At 70.5% G+C, this 23,610-nt stretch carries 22 protein-coding genes and 2 tRNA genes; 15 read left to right on the top strand and 9 right to left on the bottom strand.

What is annotated here, in order from left to right; genetic code table 11:
* The first annotated feature begins 43 nt into the window (after positions 1-43).
* The 3 genes from ACQRWP_RS21690 to ACQRWP_RS21680 are packed head-to-tail and all read left to right on the top strand — an operon-like array spanning position 44 to position 2,273.
* Positions 44-1,507: an amidase gene (locus tag ACQRWP_RS21690; RefSeq protein WP_430497302.1), complete on the top strand. Its 1,464-nt coding sequence runs from the start codon at positions 44-46 to the stop codon at positions 1,505-1,507.
* 57 nt (positions 1,508-1,564) lie between these two features.
* Positions 1,565-1,879 carry an aa3-type cytochrome oxidase subunit CtaJ gene (gene ctaJ, locus ACQRWP_RS21685; RefSeq protein WP_428842198.1) on the top strand — a complete coding sequence of 105 codons (315 nt, stop codon included), beginning with the start codon at positions 1,565-1,567 and terminating at the stop codon, positions 1,877-1,879.
* The gene (locus ACQRWP_RS21680) at positions 1,866-2,273 is read left to right on the top strand and encodes a DUF5130 family protein (protein ID WP_354945602.1); all 408 of its coding nucleotides are present in this window, start codon (positions 1,866-1,868) and stop codon (positions 2,271-2,273) included. Before ctaJ ends, ACQRWP_RS21680 begins: the two co-directional genes overlap by 14 nt.
* A gap of 76 nt (positions 2,274-2,349) precedes the next feature.
* Here ACQRWP_RS21680 and ACQRWP_RS21675 read toward each other — a convergent pair whose 3' ends face one another.
* The 3 genes from ACQRWP_RS21675 to pepN form a co-directional block, all read right to left on the bottom strand.
* On the bottom strand, positions 2,350-2,535 hold the full coding sequence (locus tag ACQRWP_RS21675) for a hypothetical protein (protein WP_430497301.1): 186 nt from the start codon (positions 2,533-2,535) through the stop codon (positions 2,350-2,352).
* A gap of 52 nt (positions 2,536-2,587) precedes the next feature.
* The gene (locus ACQRWP_RS21670) at positions 2,588-5,860 is read right to left on the bottom strand and encodes an RHS repeat-associated core domain-containing protein (protein ID WP_430497299.1); all 3,273 of its coding nucleotides are present in this window, start codon (positions 5,858-5,860) and stop codon (positions 2,588-2,590) included.
* A gap of 249 nt (positions 5,861-6,109) precedes the next feature.
* A complete protein-coding gene (pepN, locus tag ACQRWP_RS21665; RefSeq protein ID WP_430497297.1) occupies positions 6,110-8,659 on the bottom strand; it encodes an aminopeptidase N in 2,550 nt (849 codons plus the stop codon).
* A gap of 221 nt (positions 8,660-8,880) precedes the next feature.
* Here pepN and ACQRWP_RS21660 point away from each other — a divergent pair, with 221 nt between their 5' ends.
* The 4 genes from ACQRWP_RS21660 to ACQRWP_RS21645 all read left to right on the top strand — a co-directional run bounded on the left by ACQRWP_RS21660 (position 8,881) and on the right by ACQRWP_RS21645 (position 12,048).
* Positions 8,881-9,507, top strand: a complete 627-nt coding sequence (locus tag ACQRWP_RS21660) for a disulfide bond formation protein DsbA (RefSeq protein ID WP_357258009.1) — start codon at positions 8,881-8,883, stop codon at positions 9,505-9,507.
* A 181-nt stretch (positions 9,508-9,688) separates the two neighbouring features.
* Positions 9,689-10,204, top strand: a complete 516-nt coding sequence (locus tag ACQRWP_RS21655) for a hypothetical protein (RefSeq protein WP_430497295.1) — start codon at positions 9,689-9,691, stop codon at positions 10,202-10,204.
* Between the two features lie 89 nt (positions 10,205-10,293).
* Positions 10,294-11,493: a DUF1015 family protein gene (locus ACQRWP_RS21650; RefSeq protein WP_430497293.1), complete on the top strand. Its 1,200-nt coding sequence runs from the start codon at positions 10,294-10,296 to the stop codon at positions 11,491-11,493.
* Between the two features lie 87 nt (positions 11,494-11,580).
* Positions 11,581-12,048 (top strand): ribose-5-phosphate isomerase, encoded by a 468-nt coding sequence (locus ACQRWP_RS21645; RefSeq protein ID WP_238669040.1) that lies wholly within the window; start codon positions 11,581-11,583, stop codon positions 12,046-12,048.
* 11 nt (positions 12,049-12,059) lie between these two features.
* On the opposite strand, the gene ACQRWP_RS21640 is transcribed toward ACQRWP_RS21645, so the two are convergent.
* Positions 12,060-12,401, bottom strand: coding sequence for a hypothetical protein (locus tag ACQRWP_RS21640; RefSeq protein WP_430497291.1), 342 nt, complete (start codon positions 12,399-12,401; stop codon positions 12,060-12,062).
* Positions 12,402-12,540: 139 nt separating this feature from the next.
* Between ACQRWP_RS21640 and ACQRWP_RS21635 the strand changes: the two genes are divergently transcribed.
* A complete protein-coding gene (locus ACQRWP_RS21635; protein WP_238680812.1) occupies positions 12,541-13,086 on the top strand; it encodes a hypothetical protein in 546 nt (181 codons plus the stop codon).
* Between the two features lie 164 nt (positions 13,087-13,250).
* Here the strand turns inward: ACQRWP_RS21635 and ACQRWP_RS21630 are convergent, their stop codons facing one another.
* Positions 13,251-13,517, bottom strand: a complete 267-nt coding sequence (locus tag ACQRWP_RS21630; protein ID WP_091405397.1) for a hypothetical protein — start codon at positions 13,515-13,517, stop codon at positions 13,251-13,253.
* Positions 13,518-13,610: 93 nt separating this feature from the next.
* Entirely contained in the window at positions 13,611-15,758 is a 2,148-nt protein-coding gene (locus tag ACQRWP_RS21625; protein ID WP_430497288.1) for a M14 family zinc carboxypeptidase, read from the bottom strand.
* Between the two features lie 190 nt (positions 15,759-15,948).
* Here ACQRWP_RS21625 and ACQRWP_RS21620 point away from each other — a divergent pair, with 190 nt between their 5' ends.
* Both ACQRWP_RS21620 and ACQRWP_RS21615 read left to right on the top strand, forming a co-directional pair.
* Positions 15,949-16,458 (top strand): SigE family RNA polymerase sigma factor, encoded by a 510-nt coding sequence (locus tag ACQRWP_RS21620; protein WP_430497286.1) that lies wholly within the window; start codon positions 15,949-15,951, stop codon positions 16,456-16,458.
* Positions 16,455-17,285 carry a hypothetical protein gene (locus ACQRWP_RS21615; RefSeq protein WP_430497285.1) on the top strand — a complete coding sequence of 277 codons (831 nt, stop codon included), beginning with the start codon at positions 16,455-16,457 and terminating at the stop codon, positions 17,283-17,285. The genes ACQRWP_RS21620 and ACQRWP_RS21615 overlap by 4 nt, the downstream gene beginning before the upstream one ends.
* A 118-nt stretch (positions 17,286-17,403) precedes the next feature.
* On the opposite strand, the gene ACQRWP_RS21610 is transcribed toward ACQRWP_RS21615, so the two are convergent.
* The 3 genes from ACQRWP_RS21610 to ACQRWP_RS21600 all read right to left on the bottom strand — a co-directional run bounded on the left by ACQRWP_RS21610 (position 17,404) and on the right by ACQRWP_RS21600 (position 18,582).
* Positions 17,404-17,796, bottom strand: coding sequence for a hypothetical protein (locus ACQRWP_RS21610; RefSeq protein WP_430497283.1), 393 nt, complete (start codon positions 17,794-17,796; stop codon positions 17,404-17,406).
* Between the two features lie 95 nt (positions 17,797-17,891).
* Positions 17,892-18,407 carry a putative immunity protein gene (locus ACQRWP_RS21605; RefSeq protein WP_430497282.1) on the bottom strand — a complete coding sequence of 172 codons (516 nt, stop codon included), beginning with the start codon at positions 18,405-18,407 and terminating at the stop codon, positions 17,892-17,894.
* Positions 18,408-18,508: 101 nt separating this feature from the next.
* A tRNA-Gly gene (locus ACQRWP_RS21600) sits at positions 18,509-18,582 on the bottom strand.
* Positions 18,583-18,916: 334 nt separating this feature from the next.
* Between ACQRWP_RS21600 and ACQRWP_RS21595 the strand changes: the two genes are divergently transcribed.
* The 5 genes from ACQRWP_RS21595 to clpX all read left to right on the top strand — a co-directional run bounded on the left by ACQRWP_RS21595 (position 18,917) and on the right by clpX (position 23,519).
* Positions 18,917-18,990 (top strand) — tRNA-Pro (locus tag ACQRWP_RS21595).
* A 138-nt stretch (positions 18,991-19,128) separates the two neighbouring features.
* On the top strand, positions 19,129-20,475 hold the full coding sequence (gene tig, locus ACQRWP_RS21590; protein ID WP_354945627.1) for a trigger factor: 1,347 nt from the start codon (positions 19,129-19,131) through the stop codon (positions 20,473-20,475).
* 224 nt (positions 20,476-20,699) lie between these two features.
* Positions 20,700-21,341, top strand: coding sequence for an ATP-dependent Clp protease proteolytic subunit (locus ACQRWP_RS21585; protein ID WP_430497280.1), 642 nt, complete (start codon positions 20,700-20,702; stop codon positions 21,339-21,341).
* 10 nt (positions 21,342-21,351) lie between these two features.
* Positions 21,352-22,014, top strand: coding sequence for an ATP-dependent Clp protease proteolytic subunit (locus ACQRWP_RS21580; RefSeq protein WP_030333536.1), 663 nt, complete (start codon positions 21,352-21,354; stop codon positions 22,012-22,014).
* Positions 22,015-22,223: 209 nt separating this feature from the next.
* On the top strand, positions 22,224-23,519 hold the full coding sequence (clpX, locus tag ACQRWP_RS21575) for an ATP-dependent Clp protease ATP-binding subunit ClpX (protein WP_430497278.1): 1,296 nt from the start codon (positions 22,224-22,226) through the stop codon (positions 23,517-23,519).
* Positions 23,520-23,610: the final 91 nt, after the last annotated feature.

The raw sequence follows: 23,610 nt of genomic DNA, 5'->3' as shown, positions 1-23,610 counted from the left end.
CGTGTCGGCTGCGCGAACGACCGACTGCCGGCAGGATGACGGCATGGCCGAGCCGCACGACCTGACCGCGCTGGAGCAGGCCGCCGCGATGACCCGCGGCGAGCTGTCCAGCGTCGAGGTGGTCGAGCATTCCCTGCGCCGGGTGGCGGCGCTCGGCGACACCGTGGGCGCGTTCGTCACCGTCACACCGGACCTCGCCCGGCAGGCCGCGCGCGCCGCCGACGCGGTGCCGAACGAGGCGCGCGGCCCCCTGCACGGGGTGCCGACCGCGATCAAGGACCTGACGCTCACCGCCGGGGTCCGCACCACCTTCGGTTCGGCCGCCTTCTACGACTTCGTCCCGCCGGTCGACGCCGACGTGGTCCGGTTCATCAAGGCCGCCGGTCTGGTCAGCCTGGGCAAGACGACCACCTCCGAGCTGGGCTGTTCGCTCTACTCGGAGGGCCGGGTCGCGCCGCCGGCCCGTAACCCGTGGCAGCTGGCGTACACCGCGGGCGGGTCCAGCGGCGGCGCGGCGGCGGCGGTCGCGGCCGGGCTGGTCCCGGTCGCCCAGGGGTCCGACGGCGGTGGGTCACTGCGCATCCCGGCATCGCTCTGCGGCCTGGTCGGCTACAAGCCCAGTCGGGGCCTCGTCTCCGGTGGGCCGATCGGTTCCGGCGCGTTCGGCCTGCCCACCAGCGGCCCGCTCGGGCGGACGGTCACCGACGTCGCCGCGCTGCTCGACGTCATGGCCGTCCCGGTCCCCGGTGAGCCCTACCTGCCGCCGCCCGCGCCGCCCGGCGGCTACCTGGCCGTCGCACGCCGGGCCGAGCCCGGCCCGCTACGGATCGGCCGGTTCACCACGCCGATGCTCGCCGACGAACCGGTGCATCCCGACTGCGTGGCCGCCGTGGACCGGGCCGCCGCGCTGCTCACGGCGGCCGGCCACGAGGTGGTCGAGGTGCCGCCGCCGCTCGGGCCGGCGGCGTGGCCGCTGTTCGAGATCCTCTGGTACGTGCTGGCGCTCTCCCCGGTGCCGCCGCAGCGGGAGGCGGAGCTGCTGCCGTTGACCCGGCTGCTCCGGGCCCGCGGCGCCGAACTCTCCGCCGGCACCCTGGCCGCCACCCTCGGGGAGTTGCAGGCGCAGGTCCGCCTCGGCGCCCGCCGCACCGCCGGCTGCGACCTGCTCCTCTGTCCCACCCTGGCCACCCCGCAGGCGCCCGTCGGCTGGTTCACCGCCGACGCGGACCCGGCCGCCGACTTCGACCGGCAACGCCGGTTCTCGCCCTACTGCGCCATCTTCAACGTCACCGGCGATCCCTCCGTCTCGCTGCCGCTGGGCACCACCACCGACGGACTGCCCGTCGGGGTGCTGCTCACCGGCCGGTACGGCGACGACGCGCGGCTTATCGCTACCGCTGCGCAACTGGAGAACTCCAGTGACGGATGGGATCGGCACCCCGCAATCTGGCGGGCCGCCGACTCCGCTAACGTGAATGGCGACGGAGTCGGGCGGTCGGCAGCGTGATCGTCCATCCGACCCGGTTGTTCAAGGTCGTCCTTCTTCCGCCTGGGGGCGTTGGGATTGTCTGTTACCGAGACGTTGCTGGTCTTCGTCGGCATCCCGCTGGCCGCGGTGCTGGTCATCGCCGGCCTGTCGTACGCCGGTAGCCGCGGGGGTGCCACCGGCGGTGGCGGTGGCGCCAAGCGCTACCGTCCGGGCCGGCCCTTCGACTTCACTCCGGTCTGGTTCCTGGGCCGCCCGGAGCAGCTGGCCGACTCGGCCGGCACCGCGCTGACGGCGGGGGCGCAGGCGCCCGCGCTGACCAGCCACAAGCTTGAGCAGGCCAGCGTCGAGGCGCCGGCCGGTGGAACCGGAGGCGCAAGTGACCGTTGGTGAGAAGCAGACCGGGTCGGAAAATCCGCCCGAGGTGCTCGACGGGCCGTTCTCGACCCGCCAGCTGCTGCGCATCGACGAGGCGTTGCGCCTGGCCGACCAGGGCACCGGCCTGGTCTTCTCGGTCTTCGTCGGCGGTCTCGACGAGCCCATCCGCGAGCACGCCCAGCGGCTGCACCGTCAGCTCGCCGAGCCCGACAAGTCGGTGCTGATCGCCGTGTCGCCCAACCAGCGGCAGCTGGAGATCATCACCGGGCGGTACGCCCGCAAGCGCATCCCGGACACGTACGCCAAGCTGGCCGCGCTCTCCATGGTCGGCGCATTCAGTGGAGGTGACCTGGCCGGCGGCATCATCAACGGCCTCGACCAGCTCGCCAGCCACGCCGGCAAGGGCTGACCCACTCGTACGACGAACCCCGGCCCGCTGATCGCGGACCGGGGTTCGTCGCGTGCTGTTCTACCGCCGCACGTCGTCAGCGTTGGCCGCTCCGGGACCGGAGCCGGGTGAGCGCTAGGCCGAGCGGGACGGTCACCGCGCTGGCGGCGACCCAGCTGACCAGCCCGACCCAGATCGGGCTGTCGTTGAGCACCGCCAGCAGGACGCACACGGGCAGCAGTCCCAACACCGTCGCGAGCACCGGTCGTAGCGACATTCTCATCTGCGTGTCCTCCTTCGTCACCGTGTCGACCACTACCCGTGGCCTCGCGCCGTCAGTCCTCGTCGGCCTCGTCGGTCAGGTACTTGGTGACGACGCCACCGACGCAGCCGCCCACCGCACCGAGGGCCCCGCCGGCCAGGGCGCCGGCGACTCCGCCGGTCGCCCCACCGATCGCCCCGGTGATGAGGCCGCCGGCGGCACCGATCGCGCAGGACTCGCCGTAGTCGACTTCCAGGCCGGTGGGGTCGAGGTAGTTCACGGGGTTCGCGGCGGCGTAGGCGTACCGGTTGCCGGTGGCCGGGTCGCCGATGAAGGCGAGGCTGTCCTGCTGGGTGAAGCGACCCGTCGCGGGGTCGTACCAGCGACGGCCGAACTTGGTGAGGTCGTCGCTGCGCAGACCAGCGGCGAACCCGAGCGCGTTCTCCTCGGTCTCGTCGCCGTTGTCGACGGTCTTGACCACCTTGCCGTACGGGTCGTAGGTGTAGGAGGCCGCCAGTGAACCGTCGTACTTGACCAGGGCCACCACCGACCCGAGTCCGTCGAGGACGTAGAAGTAGTGGTGGAAGACCCCGTTCGTCTTCGCCCGGAAGCCCAGCGGAGTGCCGAGCTGGTCCCGCTCGACGTAATGCCTGCTGTACGAGCTGGGCACCGTGTAGCTCTGCAGCATCGGCTGGCCGTTCTGGTCGTCCAGCCCGTAGAGGTACCGGTGCTCGAACGACGGGGTGGTCTTCCAACCGAGCTCGATCTGGTTGGGTCCGCTGTACTCCCAGGTCACCGACGCGTTCGTCGAGTCCTTGCCGCTGGTGACCTGTCCTGCGGCGTTGTAGACGAAGGAGCGTGCGGCCGACCCGCTCTTCTGGTTGCCGGCCGCGTCGTAGCTGAAGCCGGAACTGGTGATCTGGTTGCCGGCGTTGTACGTCAGCGTCTGCGTGGTGGTGCCGTCCACCTTGACCGAGGTGCGGTTGCCGTTGCTGTCGTAGGCGTAGTCGTAGGTCTTGCCGTCGATGCTGGTGGCCTTGGTGAGCCGGTTGCCCTGGTCGTAGGTGTAGAGGCTGACCGCGCCGCTGCGGTGGTGGTCGGTCTGCCACTGCCGCAGGCCGGTGTCGTCGGTCTTGGCGTTGGAGCAGGCGGCGGTGCCGACTCGCTTGGCGTAGCAGTAGGAAACGTCGAAGACGGTGCTGGCCGTGCCGGACTGCCAGCGCTTGCTGGTGGTACGGGTGATCCGGCCGGACTGGTCGTACGCGGTGACCGTCTCGGCAACGGCCACCGAGGAGACGGCGAGTCTGGTGGCGGTCCGCCGCCCGTCGTCGTCGTACTCGAAGGTGTAGGTGCCGTTGGCGGCGACCAGCTTGGTGAGCAGGTTGCGGGCGTTGTACGTGTAGAACGAGCTGCCCCGCTGGTCGCGCAACTCGACGAGGTTGCCGACCGGGTCGTAGACGTACTGGTGGGTGGCCTGACGGCCGACCAGCCGGTTGAGCCGATCGTGCGCGAAGTTCTGGTAGCCGTTGCCGTCCTCTCGGGCGTAGACGTTGCCGGCGGCGTCGTAGGTGTACGAGACGTCGGGCGTCGCGTCCGAGTAACTGATCTTCGTGACCCGGTCGTTCTTGTCGTAGTCGAAGTGAGTGGTGCGCCCGGCGCCGTCGGTGGCCTCGTGCACCCGACCGAACTCGTCGTAGTTGATCGTGCGGACGCCCAGCGAGGTGCCACTCGGGGGAGTCACGGAGATCAGCTGCTTGTTGGAGTCGTACTGGTAGGTCGTCTTGTTCGTGCCGTTGCCCGGATCGGTCGAGGACTTCACCGTGCCGTCGCTGTTGTACTCGATCTTCGCCTCGGCGGCCTGGGCGTCCTTCGAGGACAACCGGTTGCCCGCCCCGTTGTACGTGTAGGTGCTGCTGTTGCCCTGCGAGTCCGAGCTGGACGACGGTTGGAAGTTCGCCGTCGGATTGGTGGGGGTGGCGGAGTTCGCGTACGAGTAGGCGATGTCCGCGCCGCTCGGCGCGGCAGAGGCGGTCAGCGACTGCCCGCCGTTGGCGGCATACCCGTTGCTGGTGACGCCGCCCGTGCCATTGGTGGAGGTCAGCACGTCGTTGTACGGCGTGTAGGAGTTTTCCCGCGTCTTGCCCTCCGGGTCGACGGCCTTGGTCACCCGCTTGTCGGAGTTGATCGTGTAGGTGGTGCGCGGCACGGAGGTGACCGGCTGCGACTGGTTGGTGTTGGCGTCGGCGATCAGCGTCTGCGTGGCGGACGGGTACGCCCAGCGGGTGACGGCGGTCGCTCCCGGCGCGTCCTCCTCGTCGATGACCCGCTGGATCGAGGTGACCCGGTGCGCGGAGTCATAGGTGAGGGTGGCGACGGAACCCACGTCCGAACCCCTGATCCCGCTGGAGATCTTCGTGATCCGGTGTGACGAGTCGTAGACGAAGCGGACGTCGTCCTCGGTCAGCGAGCAGATCTCGGTGAGATCGCCGTTGGCGTTGTACGCGTACTCGACGCGCCGGTACAGGCCGCCGTCGCCGTGCTGCTCGATCTTCGAGATGTAGCCGTGGCCGCCGTAGACCACCGTCGCCGTGCGCACGGCCTGGGTGCCCCGGTCGGAGATGACAGTGGTCAGTCGACCGTTGCCGTCGTAGGCGTAGTCGGTGACGTTGTCGTTGCGGTCCAGGCTGCGGTCCAGCAGCCCGGCGGAGGTGAAGTAGAGCCGCCGTCCGCTCTCGTGCTCGGTCAGCTTCCAGCCCGAGCCGTCGGTGACGAGGGTCGCCTTGAACTCGTTCGGCGTGGTGTAGCCGGCCCCGTTGGGCGTGAACCGTCCGACCACCCCGTCCGAGGCGACGTAGGTGACGGAGTTGTCGTCGGCCTTGATCAGCTTCACGTCCACGCCGGTGCGGGTCCGCCAGCCGTGACCGAGCGATCCGGTCGACAGCCCGCTGCCGGTGAACAGGCTGTTGTATGCAGAGCCGAGCACGAGGTCGCGGGCGATGCCGGGCAGTACCAGGTCGGTGCTGCGGATGAGCAGGTTGCCCGAGCCGGTGTTGACCTCGGCGGTCACCCGGTCGGTCAACGCGAAGCTGCTGAACGAGCCGTTGCGGACCGGGCCGGTGCCGACCGGCACCGAGATCGGGCCGGCGAGCATGCTGACCGGCGCGCTCGACGGGCCCAGCGCGATTGCTGCGGACGAACCGGGTGAGCCTGGTTGTGCCGGCGCCGCGCTGCGTTCGGTGGCGGGCTCAGGGCGACTGAGTGCGGCGGTGGCGGGCGCCGTCGGTACCGTGAGGACCGATGCGGTGACGATCAGTAGTGTCCAGAACGCGCGATGGCGTAAGGCCACGGTTCCTCCCCGTGCGTTGGTGGCGACAACGCACGAGATCGTCACACATCGATTACTTGATGCGCGGCAACCATTCGGATCTTTTGTCTAGGACCCGGAAAGTTCCGTCGATGCGTACCAATGCGAGTGACCGCGTGTTATTGGCCGGTCACAGAAGCGACCAAAGCCGGATCTTCGGACGGGACCGAGAAACGACCCGGGGCCGGCGCGGGCTCACACCCACGCCGGCCCCGGGCCGGACAACGCTGCTCAGGCGCTCTGGGCGTCCTTCGCGCGGGCCTTCAACGCCCGCACCACACCGTCGCGGCCCTCAGCCACCAGCCGACGCAGCGGGGCGGGGTGCCCGTCACCGGCCAACCACGCGTCGGTGGCCGCCACCGTGTCGTCCGCCACCAGGTAGGTCGGGTACGCCAGCTGGGCGAACTCCTGCGCCGGCTCGCTGTCCCGGGTGGCCCACACCTGCCCGACCGCCGCGAAGTACCGCTCCCGGTACGGGGCGACCAGATCCACCTGCGCCGGATGGGCGAAGCCCTGCAACAGCGCCCGGTGCCGCCAGTTGGGCAGCGCGTCCGGGCCGGTGAGCAGGGCCCACACGGCGGCCTTGTTCTCGGCCGTCGGCATCAACGCGTGCGCGTACGCGGCCTCCCGCTCGCCGCTGGCCGTGCGATCGCTGCTCAGCTCCGCCTCGATCTCGGCGGCGCTGGCGGCACCGTTGGCCACCAGCGCGGCGAGGACCGACCAGCGCAGCTCGGTGTCGACGGTCAGCCCGGTCGGCATGCCGGTGCCGTCCAGCCAACCGCGCAGCGTCGCCAGGTCTTCCTCGGAGCGGACCGCCGAGGTGAACGCCCGGGCCCAGGCCAACTGGAACCCGCTGCCAGGCTCGGCGGCGGCGAGTGCGTCGCGGGCGGTACGGGCCAGGTCGGCCCAGCCGGTCGGCGCCCAGGCCGGGTCGGCGTACAGGGTGAGCGCGGTGGTCGCCTGCCGCAGTGTGGCGGTGACCAGGTTGATGTCGGTCTCCGCGGGCAGCCCGCTCAGCGTCAGCGCCACGTAGTCGCGGGCGGACAGTTCGGCGTCGCGGATCATGTCCCAGGCGGCGGTCCAGCAGAGCGCGCGGGCCAGCGACGACTCGAAGCCACCGATGTGCTGCACCACGGTCGCCATCGAGCGCTCGTCGAGGCGCAGCTTGGTGTAGCTGAGGTCGTCGTCGTTGAGCAGCAACACGTCGGCCGCCCGGACGCCACGCAGCGGGGCGAGATCGGTGTGCTCGCCGGTCACGTCCACCTCGTACCGCTCCCGACGGACCAGCCGCCCGTCGGTCAGGTCGTACAGGCCCACGCCGATCCGGTGGGTGCGCAGCGTCGGGTACGCCGCCGGCGCCTCCTGCCGCACCAGCACCTGCTCGTACGTGCCGTCGGCCCCGATGGTCACCTCCGGCCGCAGCGTGTTGACCTGCGCGGTCTCCAACCACTGCGCGGCGAACTTGCGCAGCTCCCGCCCGGACGCGGCCTCCAGCTCGGTGAGCAGGTCGTCGAAGGTGGCGTTGCCCCAGGCGTGCTTGCCGAAGTAGGCCCGCAGCCCGGCCACGAACGGCTCCTCACCCACGTACGCGACGAGCTGCTTGAGCACGCTCGCGCCCTTGGCGTAGGTGATGCCGTCGAAGTTGACCTCCACGGCCTCCATGTCCGGCATCTCGGTGTAGACCGGGTGGGTGGAGGAGAGCTGGTCCTGCCGGTAACCCCAGTTCTTCCGGATGGACAGGAAGGTCGTCCACGCCTCGGTGAACCGGGTCGCGTTGGTGTTGCACCAGTGGCTGGCCCACTCGGCGAACGACTCGTTCAGCCACAGGTCGTTCCACCAGCGCATGGTGACCAGGTCACCGAACCACATGTGGGCCAGTTCGTGCAGGATCGTGTTGGCCCGCTGCTCGTACTCGAAGTCGGTGACCTGCGAGCGGAACAGGTAGTGCGACTCGGCGTGCGTCACGCAGCCGAAGTTCTCCATCGCGCCGGCGTTGAAGTCGGGCACCCAGAGCTGGTCGTACTTCGGCAGCGGGTAGCGCACGCCGAACTTCTCGTGGAAGAAGTCGAAGCCCTGCTTGGTGATCAGGAACAGGTCGTCGGAGTCCAGGTACTGTGCCATCGACGCCCGGCAGAACACCCCCAGGTCGATGCCGTCGTGCGCGTCGCGGACCTCGTGGTACGGCCCGGCGCACATCGCCGTGATGTAGGTGCTCATCCGGGGCGACTCGGTGAAGTGCAGCGTCTTGAGCGCCTCACCCGCCGGCTCCTCCCGCTGCACCGGCATGTTGGAGACCGCCCGCCAGTGCGCCGGCACTGTGACGTGCCACGTGTAGACGCTCTTCAGGTCGGGCTGGTCGAAGCAGGCGAACACCCGCTGCGCGTCGGCCGTCTCGAACTGGCTGTAGAGGTACGTCTCGCCGTCCACCGGGTCGACCGTGCGGTGCAGACCCTGACCGCTGTTGGAGTAACCGAAGTCGGCCTCGACCACCAGGACGTTGTCGCTGTCCAACCCGGACAGGGTCAGGCCCTTCTCGGCGGACCAGTCGGAGAGGTCGACGGGCGTGCCGTTCAGCGTCGCGGACCGCACCGACTCGGCAGCCAACTCGATGAAGGTGCTCGCGCCCGGTTCGGAGCAGCGGAACCGCACCTCGGTGGTCGACCTGAACGTGCGGCCGTCGGCCGCCAGCACGGCGCTGGACAGGTCCAGACTGATGTCATACCCCGTCACGTTGAGCAGGCGGGCCCGCTCGGTCGCCTCGACCTGCGTCAGGTTGCGCACTCCCGGCACTGTTCGTCTCCATCCCACATGTCGCCGTACGCCCGGCGGCGCCCGTTCGCCTACCGCTCGTGACGGCTGGCCCGATTCGAGTCTTCCATGTACGGGCAGCCCGCGGTGGCCGAGGTCACGCTCTCATTCGGGTGCCGGTCGATGCGCTGCGGGGTGAAGATTCTCCTGAGACGCCGACCTGTCGGCGCCACCCGTCACGAAGGGATCTGACCGTGACCGAACGTGTCACCGCCGACATGTGGTTCGACCCGGCCTGCCCGTGGGCCTGGATCACCTCTCGCTGGCTGCTCGAGGTCGAGCAGATCCGGGATGTCGACATCCGCTTCCACGTGATGAGCCTGGCCGTGCTCAACGACGGCCGGGACGAGCTACCCGAGGACTACAAGGAGTTCCTGAAGACCGCCTGGGGCCCGGTGCGGGTCTGCATCGCCGCCGAGCAGCTCCACGGCAATGACGTGCTGCGCCCGCTCTACACCGCGCTCGGCACCCGGATCCACCTCCAGAAGCAGGAGCGGGGTCCGGAGCTGTACGTGGCCGCGCTCACCGAGGCCGGCCTCGACCCGGCGCTGGCCGCGGCCGCCGACAGCACCGACTACGACGAGGCGCTGCGGGCCAGCCACGAGGCGGGCATGCGCCCGGTCGGGCAGGACGTGGGCACTCCGGTCGTGCACGCGCCCGGCCCGGACGGCGTCCCGGTCGCGTTCTTCGGCCCGGTGATCACTCCGGCTCCGAAGGGGGAGGCCGCCGGCCGACTCTGGGACGGCGTGCTGCTGGTCGCCGGCACCCCGGGCTTCTATGAACTCAAGCGCACCCGCGAGCAGAGCCCGATCTTCGACTGAGCGACGACCACCGCGCCCCCGTCCGTGCTTCGTCAGTCGCGCGGACGGGGGCGTTTCGGGTCGGGCGCCGAGGTCGGCGGAGGGTCGTGGCGTCACCGGGAGGCGGGCGGCGTCGTTTCCCTCGGTGTCCGCCGCAGCGACCCGCAGGGCCGCACGCCGCAGTTCGTGGAGGCAAATCCCGATGGCCAAGCACCGTGCGTCCGGTGACGATCAGTTGACCCGGCAGGGGGTGATCGAGACTCCCGGCGCGGACTACTGGTCCGTTGACGACTTCCGCTGGCCGACGGTCCGCCCGGACCTGCCCGCCCACCTGGTGGATCTGCTCGCGCCGCCCATCGTGGTGGGCGTGGCGCGGGTCCCGGTGACCTCCCGGCTCACCCCGCCCGCGTCGATCGACCCACTGCCGTCGCCCGTCGACGCCGTGCCGGTCGACGCGCCGGCGCTGGTGCCGTCGGGGGCGGCACCGGCCGAACCGGCGCCCCCGCCGCCGGCGCCGGCTCCTCCGCGCCCGGTGCCGACGCCGCCGCTGAGCCCGCGGCCCGTGCCCACGCCTCCCCCCGACCGTCCCGTGCCGGGGCCGCCCGCGTCGCCCCGCCGCGCCCTGAACGCCGGGCCGATCGGGACCGGTCGGCGTGGCAACGGTGGGCCGGCGAGCGCGGGCAAGCACCGCCGGGGCACCTCCGACCGCGCCGGCTGACCACCCGGGCCCCACCCGGCGCTTTCATCTGGTGGACGCCCCGCGGGTCCCCGCCGGCGGCGACACCGTCGCCGGTAGCGTCAGTGGGCATGACGGTCGTGCATCCGATCACCCGGGCCTGGGTCACCACTGGCGGCACCGGCGCGCAAAACTACGACGAGTTCGCCGACGACGCGGAAATCACCGCGATCATCGAGTCGAACCCGCACAGTGCTCTCGGCATCGAGATGCCGCACCGCGCCCCGCAGAGCCTCGGCAAGTCGTTCCTCGACGCGCTGCCGGACGCGGTGGCCCGCCTCGGCGAGGCCAAGGCCGACGGCAGTTACACCCCCGCCGAGCAGGTGGTGGTGCTCTACCGGATCAGCGCGCCCGGCGAGGAGCCGGCGTACGGGCTGTTCGCGATGGTGGACACCGACCAGATCTCCACCCGGGCAGACGAGCCGGGCCTGGTCATCCGCAACGAGGACGTCTTCATCGCCAAGGTGCGCGAGCGGGTGGCGCTGGCCGACGCGCTTGGCCACCTGCTCTCACCCGTACTCCTGCTGCAGACCGGGCGTGGTGACGAGCTGCACGCCGCGCTCGCGGCGGCGACCGAGACGGCCGGCGCGCCCGCCGCGACGGACACCGACCAGGCGGGGCGCACGCACGCCATCTGGCTGCTCGGCCCCGGCCCGGAGCAGGCCACGCTGACCGCTCTCGCCGGTGGCGGAGACCTGGTCGTCGCGGACGGCAACCACCGCAGCCTGGCCGCCCAGACCGGCGGGCTGCCGCGCTTCCTGGCCGTGGTCACCACCCCCGCGTCGGTCGCCATCCAGCCGTACAACCGGCTGGTCAGCGAGCTGACCACCACCCCGCCCGAGCTGCTCGACCGGCTGCGGGCCGCGGGCGCCGAGGTCGAGCCGATCGACGGCCCGGTCGAGGTCCCGGCGGCCGGCGGCACCGTGCACCTCCGCCTCGACGGCCAGGGGTACGCGGTGCGCCTGCCCGCCACCGCCGCCGCCCGCCTGGAAAACCTGGACCACGCCCTGGTCGAGCGGCTGGTGCTGCGCGACGCGCTCGGTCTGGACCCGGGTGACAAGCGGATCACCTACGTCGGCGGTGACTACCCGGCGAGCTGGCTCACCGGTGAGGTCGACGCCGGACGGGCCGAGTTGGCCATCCTGATCGCGCCGGTGACCGTGGCGGATTTCGTCGCGGTCAACCTGGCCAGGGAGAAGATGCCCCGCAAGAGCACCTGGTTCACCCCGAAGGCGCGGGGTGGTCTGGTGGTCGCCGAGCTGCCGCGTTGAGCGCCATCCCCACGACCGTGTGACGAACTCGGCTCGGGGACGCCGCCCCTGTGACGTCCCCGAGCGCGGCCTGACAGACTGCGCGGTATGCGCGTCTACCTGGGATCCGATCACGCCGGTTTCGAGTTGAAGGTGCACCTGGCCAACCACCTGGCCATGCAGGGCTACGACGTGGTCGACGTCGGCCCGCACAGCTATGACCCGGACGACGACTACCCCACGTTCTGCCTGCACACCGGCGATCAGGTGGTGGCCGACGAGACGGGCCTCGGAGTGGTGATCGGTGGCTCCGGCAACGGTGAGCAGATCGCCGCGAACAAGGTCGCCGGCGTCCGCGCCGCGCTGGCCTGGAGCGTCGAGACCGCTCAGCTGGCCCGCCAGCACAACGACGCGAACGTGGTCGCCATCGGTGCCCGCCAGCACACGCTGGACGAGGCGACCGGCATCGTCGAGGCGTTCCTGAACACGCCGTTCTCCGGCAACGAGCGGCACGCGCGTCGGATCACCCAGGTGGCCGAGTACGAGCGGACCCGGAAGCTGCCCGACCTGCCCTGACCGTGCGGCGCTCAGCGCGGCGAGCGGGGCAGCTCCTCGCGGGGCACCCAGTTCCGCCGGACGACCACCACCCGGGCTTCCGCCTCGGCCAGGTCGTCGTCGGTGGGGCGGGCCGCGTCCCGGGCCCGTAGCGCGGCGCTCAGCCCCACCTGGGACGAGCCGGAACCGACCAACCCGCGCAGCCCTCGCTCGCCGTCGCGCTCGTCACCGCCCGTGTTCCTGCGTCGCGGCGGCGGGTCGTCACCGTCGTGCACGCCGGGCGTGCTGGCCGTCGGGCCGTCGGCACCCGGCCTGGCCGTCTCGGTGTCGGCGTGGTGGCGCAGCCGTCGCCGTCGTCGGTCGGGGTCACCCATCAGCCGACCGTACCCTGGCCGGGTCTGATCCGGGACCGTCGCGGGGCCTCGCGTCCCGGCCGGGGTCGGCGACCGATTTGCCGGCTGGCTACCCTCGAATCCAGGCGGTGCTGTTGCCGTCGGTCAGGGGGAGGACGAGATGGCAGACCAGACGCAGCCGTGGGCGGAGCGGACCGTGGAGGTGCCACCGCAGGCCGGCGTCGGGGTGCCGCCGCAGCGTGACGGGTTCCGCCGGGGGGTCGCTCCGGTGGGTGAGCCGCGCACGCCGCGGACGGAGCCGTTCCCGGTGGTGGAGCAGGAGCCGACCGGCACCGGTTGGCCCGGTGAACCGGTGCCCCGCCGCTCGCTGAGCTCGCGGATGGCGCAGCTGCGGCGCGGCGGTGAGTGGAGCGCGGCGGCCGGCCTCTTCGCGTTCGTGTGTTGGGGGATCTGGGCGCTGTCCGGTCAGGGCGACCTGAGCGGTCCGCTGCTGGTGCTGGTGCTCAGCCTGCTGGTGGCGGTCGGCCTGTTCGCCCTGTTCCGGCTGGTCGGCCGGGTGGTGCTGGAGCGGCAGTTGGGCCGGGTCCGGCGCAGCGCCCGAGGTGCCCACTTGGCGACGGCGGTGTTCCTCGCCGGCCTCGGCGTGGCGTGGCTCCAGCAGACCGAGTGGGTCGTCTCGGCCTGGAACTGGATCTCCTCGAACTGACCGGGCGTGCACGGGCGGGCTGTCCAAGACCGCCCACCCGTGCACCCGGTCGTCTCCCCACCAGGCAAGGTTGCCGCTTACCCGGCCGGCCGCGGTTCATCCGTGGCCGGCGGCTCCGACCGGTACCTCCTTCGTGGGCTTGCGTGATCCCGATGGTGCGGCGGTCAGTGGGTGCCGCCGTGCCCCTCGGCGTCGGCTCGGGGCGACGCGACCCGGGCGGCCGGATCCTCGACGCCGGGCTCGCCGCCGTCCGGGGCGACCGCCCCGTCGTAGTTGTAGAGCGGTCGACCATCGTCGTGCTGCTTGGTGGTCTTGATGTAGCGGTGCATCAGGCCGTCGATCTCCACCTCGACGAGTGCCTCGTTGCCGGTCTCGTGGGTGCTGCCGTCTCGGGGGCCGCCCACCAGGTGGGCCGTGGTGTTCGTGTCCATGGACTCGCCCTACCCGCCAGGCACCCGGCGGAAACGGGTGAAATCCGGCCAGCGGTGCCGCGCCCCGATGAGTGGACGCGGCACCGCCGAGGGTCAGCCGGCGGGTTCGGCGGCGGCGTAGTCGCGGGCCACCCGGACCATCTCCACCAGCCCGCCGGCGTACTCCTGCGATTCGCCGTGCGCCTCGTCGAACGGCGGCTGGAAGCCGACGCCCTCCCACTGGTTGGTCGCCGGGTTCCACCGGTCGTTGCCGACCTCGAAGTCCCAGGCGAAGATGCCCAGCTCGTAGTAGAGCTGATCGGCCGAGTTGCCGGCGGCGGAGTAGAGCACGTCGGCGACTGGTCCGGTCTGCGACGGCCAGGTGACGGTGCCGCGTTCTTGCTCGATGGCGCCGACGATCCGTCGGGCGCTGTTGAGGAACAGCGTCGACTCGTCGATCGACGGTCGCGGCAGGGTGACCCTGCCGTCGGCCCGGTACGCCCCCGGCGGCCACATGAAGTACCCGCCGTAGGAGTGCACGTTCATCGCGAACTTGATGTTCGGGTGGTCCTGAGCGAGCGCGATCACGTTGCGGCTCTCCGCCTCGGACAGCTCCGCGGTGCCCGCGTAGGTGCCGGACAGGCAGTTGGCGCTGGCGCCCACGTACCCGTCGAAGTACGACCCGACGGTGTAGTTGCGGTTGAGGTCGACGCCCCACGAGGTGCGGTTCTTCGGGTCGCGGGCCGCCCCGGTGCAGTGGTTGACGAGATTCTTGCGCTGCATGTTGAAGTCGTTGAACGAGTAGTTCGCGCCATCCGGGTTGACCATCGGGATGACGAAGATGTCGACCTGCTCCAGCAGCTCACGGGTGGCCGGGTCGGTCCGGGCGTTGGCCAGCATCCGCTCGGCGAACTCCAGTGTGACCAGCGGCGTGGCCCACTCCCGGGCGTGTTCCTGGGAGTACGCGAGCACCCCGACGCGGGAGCCGTCCCGGTGTACGCCGAGGCGCAGAGCCTGCACCGTCCACGGTCGCGCCGGCACCTCGGTGCCCTGGAGGCCGTCGTCGAGTCGGGTGGGGCCGGCGACGGGCATCGGCAGCCCGGCCGAGCCGTCCTCGACGGTGGCCCGGAACCGGTCCGGCTGACGGGCGTTGATCGCGGCAGCGACCTCGTCGGTGGTGCTCACCGTCTTGCCGGCGGTGTCGGTGGCGAGTGACACGGTGAGAACGCGGTCGCGGTAGCCGACGGTCAGTGGCCGGTTCGCCCGGCCCGGGTCGACCGTCCGCACCTGTACGCCGTTCATGCTCTGGTCGCCGAAGCGGACCGACTCGACCACCAGGGCGGCCACCGCCGGGTCGCCCAGGTAGCCGGCGGCGGTGCGCCGGTAGCCCTGGGTCTTGTTCGGCAGGTCGATCACGTCCACCAGGTCCCGGTACTGGCGGGCCAGCCGCTTGATCCGCGCCTGGATGTCGGTCGGCGTCAGGTACGCGTCGATGAAGTCCTTCTGGTAGCCGGCCGGCAGCGGCGGCGGAGAGGCGTTCGGCCAGAGCGTCGGGGTGACCGCCCGGCTGACCCCGCCGAGGGTGGAGGTGGCGCTCAGCTGCACCGGTCGGCTCGGCACCGGCTCAGGGAGCGCGTAGTGGTACTGGTACTCGCCGGAGTCCTCGAACCGGTACAGCGGGAACGAGCCGGTGGCGCCGTCCGCCGTCCGCCAACTGACGGTGATCTCCACGTCCGGGTCGTCGGTGGCGGTGGTGGCCACCTGGGCCTGCAGGAAGGTCTGTCCGGTAGTGGTCCACCAGTACGCCTGCTGCACCTGGAGGGTGTCCACGGCAGCGGCGGCGGCGGTGGACCGCTGGCCAGCGGCCGGCGCGCGCAGCCCGGCGGCGGTGCGGGCCTGAGCCGCGCGGACGCTGTCGGCGTAGTGCCGGTTGCCGTCCCCGGCGCGCTGCACGATCTGCACGGCCGTCGCGCCCTGCGCGGTCAGTTCGGCGAGCTGCGCGCCGCTGAGCACCAGGTCGGCGATGATCCGGCCGTCCCGCGCCCGGGGCCGGTTGGCCAGGTCCGCGCCGGTGGCGACGAGCCGGTCCAGCTGGGCCTGATCGCGGAGCTGGACTCGGACCAGGGCGGTTTCGGTGGCGCTCAGAGTGATCGGTGCGGCCGGGGCGGCGGGTGCGGCCGATCCGGAAGCGGGATGGGACAACACTGCGCTGAACAGGATCACTGTGGTGGCGGCAGCTGTCCACCGTCGTCGGACGATCATGTGCCCTCCTGTGACGGACGTCGATGTGTTTGGTCCTTACACACCAGTGCATAGATCGACACCTGTCAAGATGGGGTAGCGTGCTCCGTGCCTTTCCGGCGTTGATCCCCGTGACATCAGCGCGAGTTCCGGAGCAACCCCCGGGGCCGGACCCCGCGTGACTATCTCGAAACGGGGATCGGAGGCCTTAATGAGCGATCGCGACGAGGCGTTCGCCGAGTACTTCGCGGCACGGTCCGGTGCCATGCGCGGCACCGCGTACCTGCTGTGCGGCGACTGGCACCGTGCCGAAGACCTGGTCCAGACCACGTTCGTCAAGCTCTACGGGGTCTGGAACCGGATCTCCCGGCACGAGGTGCTCGACAGCTACGTGCGCCAGATCCTGATCCGGACCTTCCTCGACGAGCGCCGCCGCGGCTGGTGGCGGCGTGAGCGGGTGGGTGGCGAGGACGCCGAGCAGGTGGCCCCGCCCGACTCGCCGGAGAGCCGACTGGTGCTGCTCCAGGCGCTTGCCCGGGTGGCACCGCGCCAGCGGGCCGTGCTGGTTCTGCGGTACTGGGAGGACCTGTCGATCGAGGACGTCGCGGCGCTGCTGGAGTGTTCTCCAGGGACGGTGAAGAGCCAGGCGGCACGCGGGCTCGACACCTTGCGCGGCCTCCTGACACCCACCTACAGCGGTATCGAGATGGGGGAGCGATGAACGAGCAGGAGTTGCGCGAGGGGCTGCGCAGCGAGATGGCGGGGATGACCCCGCCACCACCATTGAGTACGACAGCCGCGCTCGGCGCGGCACGTCGGACGCACTTCCGCCGACGTGCGCTGTGGGCGTTCCTCGGATCGGCGGCTGTCGTGCTGGCGGTCACCGGCTTCGCGGCCGTCGCCACTCCGGACGGCCACGTCTACCAACCGGCGGGCCAGGGGCCACTGGCTTCTCCGGACACCAAGGAGCCGTGGCCGACCGGGCCGGACGGGCAACCGCAGGAGGACCGGACCGCGCGGGCCGGATCCAAGCACGACCAGGGAGTTCACCTGCTCAATGAGGCCGTCTCGGTCGTACCTTCCGGCTTCACCACGCCGGAGGATCCGCCGAGCCAGTCCGCCGAGGAGCGGACGCTGCGGACCCACCAGGCGCAGTTCGAGGAGAGGGTGGGCGGCGTCGACGTGTGGAGCTACTCCTCTTCAGTGGCCGTGGCGCAGGGCAAGGGCACCGGGCGAGTGATCGTCGAGGTGCACGACGCCGGCAACCAGCTGCCGACCGAGCCGTGCGACCTGGCCCAGAAATTCTGGGGCATGCGGGGCGATTGCCGGGTCGAGACCGTCGGAGCCGCGCGGGTCGGCGTGGTGGTTCGACCGGGCAGCGACGATCGGCTCGACCAGTGGTCGGCGTACCGGCACCCGGACGGTGTGGTGGTCTTCGTGGCGCAGGGCGTGCGGCTCGACGAGAGGCGGCCGGCGTTGAAGAATTTGCCGTTCTCGGTGCCGCAGTTGGCGGCTCTCGCGGTCGACGAACGGTTCCACCTGAAGTGACACGGCGACTCGGCCTCGCCGAGTGGGTCCAGGTGCCGCCACCGTGCGGTCCACCTGGGCCTCGCTGTGTGTCAGAGCCCGCCGCCTCGTGACCCGTACGAGGCGCGGCGCGTCTCTCTCAACGGCGCGCCGTGAGCGGAACCAGGACGAGGACGGCAATGCCGAGCGCACCGGCGCCGACCGCCCACCACCAGAAGAATCCAGCGAAGACCGAGGCGACCAGGAGCCCCACACCGAGGCCGGCCAGCAGGCCGAGTGCGAACAGGGCCCGTGGGGGCAGGGCCAGGTACGGCAGGCGTCGTACCACCAGCACCTCCAGCCAGGGGCCGCCGCAGGTCAGCAGCGCCGCGCCGACGCCGTCCACGGCGGACAGCCCATGGCCCTCGCTGATCGGTACGAGAACCCAGCCCTCGTCACCCGCCGGGACGAAGAGGACCAGCACGCCGAGAAGGATGAGCAGAGTGGCGCTGGCGACCTGCCTGCGCGGGGCGCCCTCACCATCGGATGACATCGCTACAGTCTCGGCCGCCCGTCGTCGTTTGCACAGGAGCCGTATCGGCGAACACCGAACTTCCGGTGCCCCGGGCTGGTCGGCGGTCAGCCCGCTCAGCAGTCGAAGACCGACCAGCAGATGTCGTTGCGCAGCCGCTGGTCGTCGAGCACCAGCTCGCGGATCGCCTCCGGGAGTTGCGCACGCTGCCACCGACACTCGAGACGCCCCGCCGCCTCGCTCTCGCCGTCCGGGGCGGCGGCGCGCACGGCCTTGATCGCGTAGGCGGCCGCACCCAGTTCGTGCGCGGCGACGTGTGCGACGGCTCCCGCCTGGCCGGCGGCGTACGCGGCATGTCGTGCCGCCCCGCGCAGGTCTCGGGCCGCGCCCATGGCATGACCGCCCGCCGCGCGGGCCTGCGTCATCGTGGCCTCGCCACGCACCCAGGCGCGGGTGTGCTCGATCGCCTGCTGTGGTCGTGGGTCGTCGGGCCGCACCGACTCGAACAGGTGCAGGACGTGCTCCGCGCATGCCGCGGCCCACAGGGCGAGCAGGTGGTGGTCCGGATCGGTGAGGCTTCCACCGCGCCGAAGAGTGGTGAAGCGGGGGTCCCGCACCTTCGGAAGGATCATGGCTGGCGCTTCTTTCCAGGGAGGACCGGATCTGCGACCGTAGCGTCCCGTGCGCCAAGTCCTGTACGCCAAAGCGCCCTCCGACCGGGGCCGGAGGGCGTTGGAGCGGGCGACGAGAATCGAACTCGCGTAGTCAGTTTGGAAGACTGAAGCTCTACCATTGAGCTACGCCCGCGTGCATCCCGCCGAAACAGGACGCGCCCCTAGCGTACCCAATGCCGACGCCCGACGCGTAACCGCGCCACCGCCCTGCGGTGCCGCGTCGTCCGCGACCCGGCGGCGCGGCGACCCAAGATCCGCGCAACATCCGGGATGTAGTGGCCTCGCCGCGCGCGGAGACCACTACATCCGTGAAGCTGCGGGGATCTTGGAGCCGCTCCGCGGCGCCCCTTTGCGGATCTTGGCGGCACGCGGGCGGGGTGGAATGGTGATTTTCGGGTGATGTGTCCGGGTGGGGGATGCCCCGGCACCGACTGAGGCGTGGCGACGGCATAGACTGCACGTCGCCACGGGGTGTGGCGCAGCTTGGTAGCGCACTCGCTTTGGGAGCGAGGGGCCGTGGGTTCAAATCCCGCCACCCCGACTGTCGTCCGCGGCCGGGCCGCCCCGGGTGCCGCCCAGTGCGGTCCCCGGGCGATGCCGGAGCGTCAGGCCGGCTCGCCTACACTCGATGGGCTGAATCACGCCCAGACTCAACTGAGATCCGTCAAGGAGTACGCCTGTGAAGAGCACCGTCGAGACTCTGAGCCCGACGCGCGTGCGGCTCGCCATCGAGGTGCCGTTCGTCGAGCTCGAGCCGAGCCTCAAGAAGGCGTACCGGGAGATCGGTTCGCAGGTCCAGGTTCCGGGCTTCCGCCGGGGCAAGGTGCCGACCGCGGTGATCGACCAGCGGGTGGGCCGGGGCACCGTCCTCAACGAGGCGGTCCAGGAGGCCATCCCGGAGAACATCCTCGCCGCGGTGCGCGAGCACGACCTGAAGACGCTGGGGCGCCCGGAGGTCGAGATCACCGAGTTCAACGACGGTGACTCGCTGAACTTCACGGCCGAGGTCGACGTCCGCCCGGAGATCACCATCCCGGACGCGAGCACCATCGAGGTGACCGTCGACGAGCTGCAGATCGACGAGAGCGAGATCGACGAGCAGGTGAAGAACCTGCGGGAGCGTTTCGCGACCCTCAAGACCGTGGAGCGGGCCGCCGCCGAGGGCGACTACGTCCAGATCGACCTCAACGCCACCGTCGACGGCGAGGACGTGCCGGGCGGCCAGGCGAGCAACATCTCCCACGAGGTGGGCAGCAAGCAGCTCCTGCCGGGCCTGGACGAGGCCGTGGTCGGCCTCGCCGCCGGTGACGACACCACCTTCACCACCCAGCTGGTCGGCGGCGACTTCGCCGGTCGGGACGCCGACGTGGCGGTGACCGTGCGCACGGTCAAGGAGAAGGAGCTGCCGGAGCTGAACGACGAGTTCGCCCAGATGGCGAGCGAGTTCGACACCATCGAGGAGCTGCGCGGCGACCTGCGGGCCCGGGTCACCCAGGGCAAGCAGGTCGAGCAGATCTACGCCGCTCGGGACAAGGCCCTGGCCCAGCTCGTCGAGGCCGCCGACATCCCCGCCCCGGAGGGTGTCGTCCGCGAGGAGGTCGAGAGCCGCAAGCAGGCGATGGTCGACCAGCTGGAGCGGATCGGCGCCTCGATGGAGGAGTACCTCGCGGCCGAGGACAAGACCGAGGAGCAGATCGACGCCGAGCTGACCGAGGCGGCGACCGAGGGCGTCAAGGTCCAGCTCCTGCTGGACACGCTGGCCGACGCGGAGGACGTGCAGGTCTCCGACGACGAGTTCGGGCACGAGATCGTGCACCGGGCGCAGCGTGCCGGGATGGCCCCGCAGCAGTACTACGACCAGCTGGTGCGCTCCGGCGCGGCCGCCGCGGTCTTCGGCGACGTGCGGCGGGGCAAGGCGCTCGCGGCCGTCATGGAGAAGATCACGATCAAGGACTCGGCCGGCAACGGGATCACCCTCGACGCCCTGCGCGCCGCCAACGAGGCGGAGCACAACCACGACCACTGATCGTCGGGTGCGGCCGTCGTCCGCCGCTGAGCGGCGGACGACGGCCGTTTCCCTTTCCGGGTACGCCCGGGCAGCAACAAGCACTGCCGGGTACGCCCGGAAGCCCGCGCCGCGGGTACGCCCGACACAGCTGCGCTGAGAGCGAACACTGCCCCGACCGGGACTCTGCCGCCCCGCACAGCGGTTAGTGTCGGGAAAGACGGTACGGAGAGCGAAGGGCTGCCATGACCGACATGCACATCCCCAAGAAGTCGCTCCGGGCGATTGAAGCGCGCGGTGGCGACTCCATTGGCAACCTCGACGACTCGGTCTACAACCGGTTGCTCAAGGAACGCATCATCTTCCTGGGCAGTGAGGTGACCGACCAGGTCGCCAACCGCATCTGCGCGCAGCTGCTGCTGCTCGCCGCGGAGGACCCGGACCGCGACATCAACCTGTGGATCAACTCGCCGGGTGGCTCGGTCTACTCCGGCATGGCGATCTACGACACCATGCAGTTCATCGACAACGACGTGTCGACCGTGGCGATGGGCATGGCTGCCTCGATGGGTCAGCTGCTGCTCTGCGCGGGCACCAAGGGCAAGCGGTACGCCCTGCCCCACGCACGGATCATGATGCACCAGCCGTCCGGTGGTCTGGGCGGCACGGCGTCCGACATCGCCATCCAGGCGGAGCAGATGCTCTACACGAAGCGGATGTTCCAGGAGCGGGTCGCGCACCACACCGGCCAGAGCCAGTCGCAGATCGAGGCCGACTCGGACCGGGACCGTTGGTTCACCGCCCAGGAGGCCATGGACTACGGCTTCATCGACAAGGTGATCATCGGGGCCGCACAGGTTCCGGATGGCGCCGGGACCCTGAGCTGAGGAGCTGACGATGACCGATCTGAGCCTGCCGCCCCAGTTCGCGGCCGTGCACAACCGCTACGTGCTGCCGTCGTTCGTCGAGCGCACGTCGTACGGGGTCAAGGAGTCGAACCCGTACAACAAGCTCTTCGAGGACCGGATCATCTTCCTCGGCGTCCAGGTGGACGACGCGTCGGCCAACGACGTGATGGCCCAGCTGCTGACGCTCGAGGGCACCGATCCGGACCGCGACATCATCATGTACATCAACTCGCCGGGTGGGTCGTTCACCGCCATGACGGCGATCTACGACACCATGCAGTACGTCCGTCCGGACATCTCGACGGTCTGCCTCGGGCAGGCGGCGAGCGCGGCGGCGGTGCTGCTCTCGGCGGGCACGCCGGGTAAGCGGATGGCCCTGCCGAACTCGCGGATCATCATCCACCAGCCGGCCACCGAGGGCGGCTACGGGCAGGGCTCGGACATCGAGATCCAGGCCCGGGAGATCCTGCGGATGCGTACGCAGCTGGAGGACATGCTGTCCCGCCACTGCAACCGCCCGATCGAGCAGGTTCGCAAGGACATCGACCGTGACAAGATCATGACGGCCGAGGAGTCCAAGGAGTACGGGCTGGTCGACACGATCCTGACCAGTCGCAAGAAGGGTCTGCTGGCGGCCAACGCCGCCCGCTGAGCTGTATCGGGTCAGAGGTTGGCCGGGGCTCCGTTCCTGGCCGACCTCTGACACACCCGTTTTGGGGGTCGGAGAATGCCCCGCCAGCGGGTAACGTCGGGTCCGTACCGCTTCGCCGGTTGAGCCGGCGGCGCGAACTAAGCCGGGCGGCGCGCAACGTCCGCAGGTCAGGGCCGGGTCTCCGGCCGATGAGTGCAGGGAGAACGTAGGTGGCACGGATCGGTGACGGCGGCGACCTACTGAAATGCTCCTTCTGCGGCAAGTCGCAGAAGCAGGTCAAGAAGCTCATCGCGGGCCCAGGGGTCTACATCTGCGACGAGTGCATCGATCTCTGTAACGAGATCATCGAAGAGGAGCTGGCCGAGTCCGGCGAGGTGAAGTGGGAAGAGCTTCCCAAGCCGATGGAGATCTGCCAGTTCCTCGACACCTACGTCGTGGGTCAGGATCAGGCCAAGAAGGCGCTCGCCGTAGCGGTCTACAACCACTACAAGCGGATCCAGGCCGAGGCGGCTGGCGCGCCGGGCTCCGGCAGTGACGCCGTCGAGCTGGCCAAGTCCAACATCCTGCTGCTCGGCCCGACGGGGTGCGGCAAGACCCACCTGGCGCAGACCCTCGCCCGGATGTTGAACGTCCCGTTCGCCATCGCCGACGCCACCGCGCTGACCGAGGCGGGCTACGTCGGCGAGGACGTGGAGAACATCCTCCTCAAGCTGATCCAGGCCGCCGACTACGACATCAAGCGCGCCGAGACCGGCATCATCTACATCGACGAGGTCGACAAGATCGCCCGCAAGTCGGAGAACCCGTCGATCACCCGGGACGTCTCCGGTGAGGGCGTGCAGCAGGCCCTGCTCAAGATGCTCGAGGGCACGGTGGCCAACGTGCCGCCGCAGGGTGGCCGTAAGCACCCACACCAGGAGTTCATCCAGATCGACACCACGAACGTGCTGTTCATCTGTGGTGGCGCGTTCGCCGGCCTCGACCAGATCATCGAGTCCCGCACCGGGCAGGGCGGCACCGGCTTCGGCGCCCGGCTCCGGTCGGTCTCCGATCGGTCGACCGACGACATCTTCAGCCAGGTCATGCCGGAAGACATGCTCAAGTTCGGGCTGATCCCCGAGTTCGTCGGCCGGCTGCCGGTGATCACCAACGTTCGCAGCCTGGACCGTAGCGCCCTCGTTCGGATCCTCACCGAGCCGCGCAACGCCCTGGTCCGGCAGTACCAGCGCCTGTTCGAGCTGGACGGTGTCGAGCTCGAGTTCGACGAGCCGGCGTTGGAAGCCATCGCCGATCAGGCGATGCTGCGGGGCACCGGTGCCCGTGGTCTGCGGGCCATCATCGAGGAGGTCCTGCTCTCCGCGATGTTCGAGGTGCCGAGCAACCCCGATGCCGCCCGCGTGCTGATCACCCGCGAGGTTGTCCTGGAGAACGTCAACCCGACGATCGTGCCGCGTGAGTTCACCGGGCGCCGGGCTCGGCGGGACCGCGAAGAGAAATCTGCCTGATCCTTCCCGCATCACGCCGGCCGTTCGATCCTGACGCGGCCGGCGTGATCGTGTTCGGGGGCGCCTGCGTGCGACCCGCACCGGCCAGACC

The organism is Micromonospora trifolii (assembly GCF_050516465.1).
In the GTDB taxonomy this organism is placed as follows: domain Bacteria; phylum Actinomycetota; class Actinomycetes; order Mycobacteriales; family Micromonosporaceae; genus Micromonospora; species Micromonospora trifolii.
The sequence above is the reverse complement of the archived record's forward strand: the minus strand, read 5'-3'. Positions and strand labels throughout refer to the sequence as shown.

Coding starts and splice junctions, on each gene's coding strand:
- ACQRWP_RS21615 (WP_430497285.1), top strand. CDS start 16,455: ATGAACGAGCAGGAGTTGCGCGAGGGGCTGCGCAGCGAGATGGCGGGG.
- ACQRWP_RS21650 (WP_430497293.1), top strand. CDS start 10,294: ATGACGGTCGTGCATCCGATCACCCGGGCCTGGGTCACCACTGGCGGC.
- ACQRWP_RS21620 (WP_430497286.1), top strand. CDS start 15,949: ATGAGCGATCGCGACGAGGCGTTCGCCGAGTACTTCGCGGCACGGTCC.
- ACQRWP_RS21580 (WP_030333536.1), top strand. CDS start 21,352: ATGACCGATCTGAGCCTGCCGCCCCAGTTCGCGGCCGTGCACAACCGC.
- ACQRWP_RS21690 (WP_430497302.1), top strand. CDS start 44: ATGGCCGAGCCGCACGACCTGACCGCGCTGGAGCAGGCCGCCGCGATG.
- ACQRWP_RS21645 (WP_238669040.1), top strand. CDS start 11,581: ATGCGCGTCTACCTGGGATCCGATCACGCCGGTTTCGAGTTGAAGGTG.
- ACQRWP_RS21640 (WP_430497291.1), bottom strand. CDS start 12,401: ATGGGTGACCCCGACCGACGACGGCGACGGCTGCGCCACCACGCCGAC.
- ACQRWP_RS21610 (WP_430497283.1), bottom strand. CDS start 17,796: ATGTCATCCGATGGTGAGGGCGCCCCGCGCAGGCAGGTCGCCAGCGCC.
- ACQRWP_RS21585 (WP_430497280.1), top strand. CDS start 20,700: ATGACCGACATGCACATCCCCAAGAAGTCGCTCCGGGCGATTGAAGCG.
- ACQRWP_RS21635 (WP_238680812.1), top strand. CDS start 12,541: ATGGCAGACCAGACGCAGCCGTGGGCGGAGCGGACCGTGGAGGTGCCA.
- ACQRWP_RS21655 (WP_430497295.1), top strand. CDS start 9,689: ATGGCCAAGCACCGTGCGTCCGGTGACGATCAGTTGACCCGGCAGGGG.
- ACQRWP_RS21625 (WP_430497288.1), bottom strand. CDS start 15,758: ATGATCGTCCGACGACGGTGGACAGCTGCCGCCACCACAGTGATCCTG.
- ACQRWP_RS21605 (WP_430497282.1), bottom strand. CDS start 18,407: ATGATCCTTCCGAAGGTGCGGGACCCCCGCTTCACCACTCTTCGGCGC.
- ACQRWP_RS21675 (WP_430497301.1), bottom strand. CDS start 2,535: ATGAGAATGTCGCTACGACCGGTGCTCGCGACGGTGTTGGGACTGCTG.
- ACQRWP_RS21630 (WP_091405397.1), bottom strand. CDS start 13,517: ATGGACACGAACACCACGGCCCACCTGGTGGGCGGCCCCCGAGACGGC.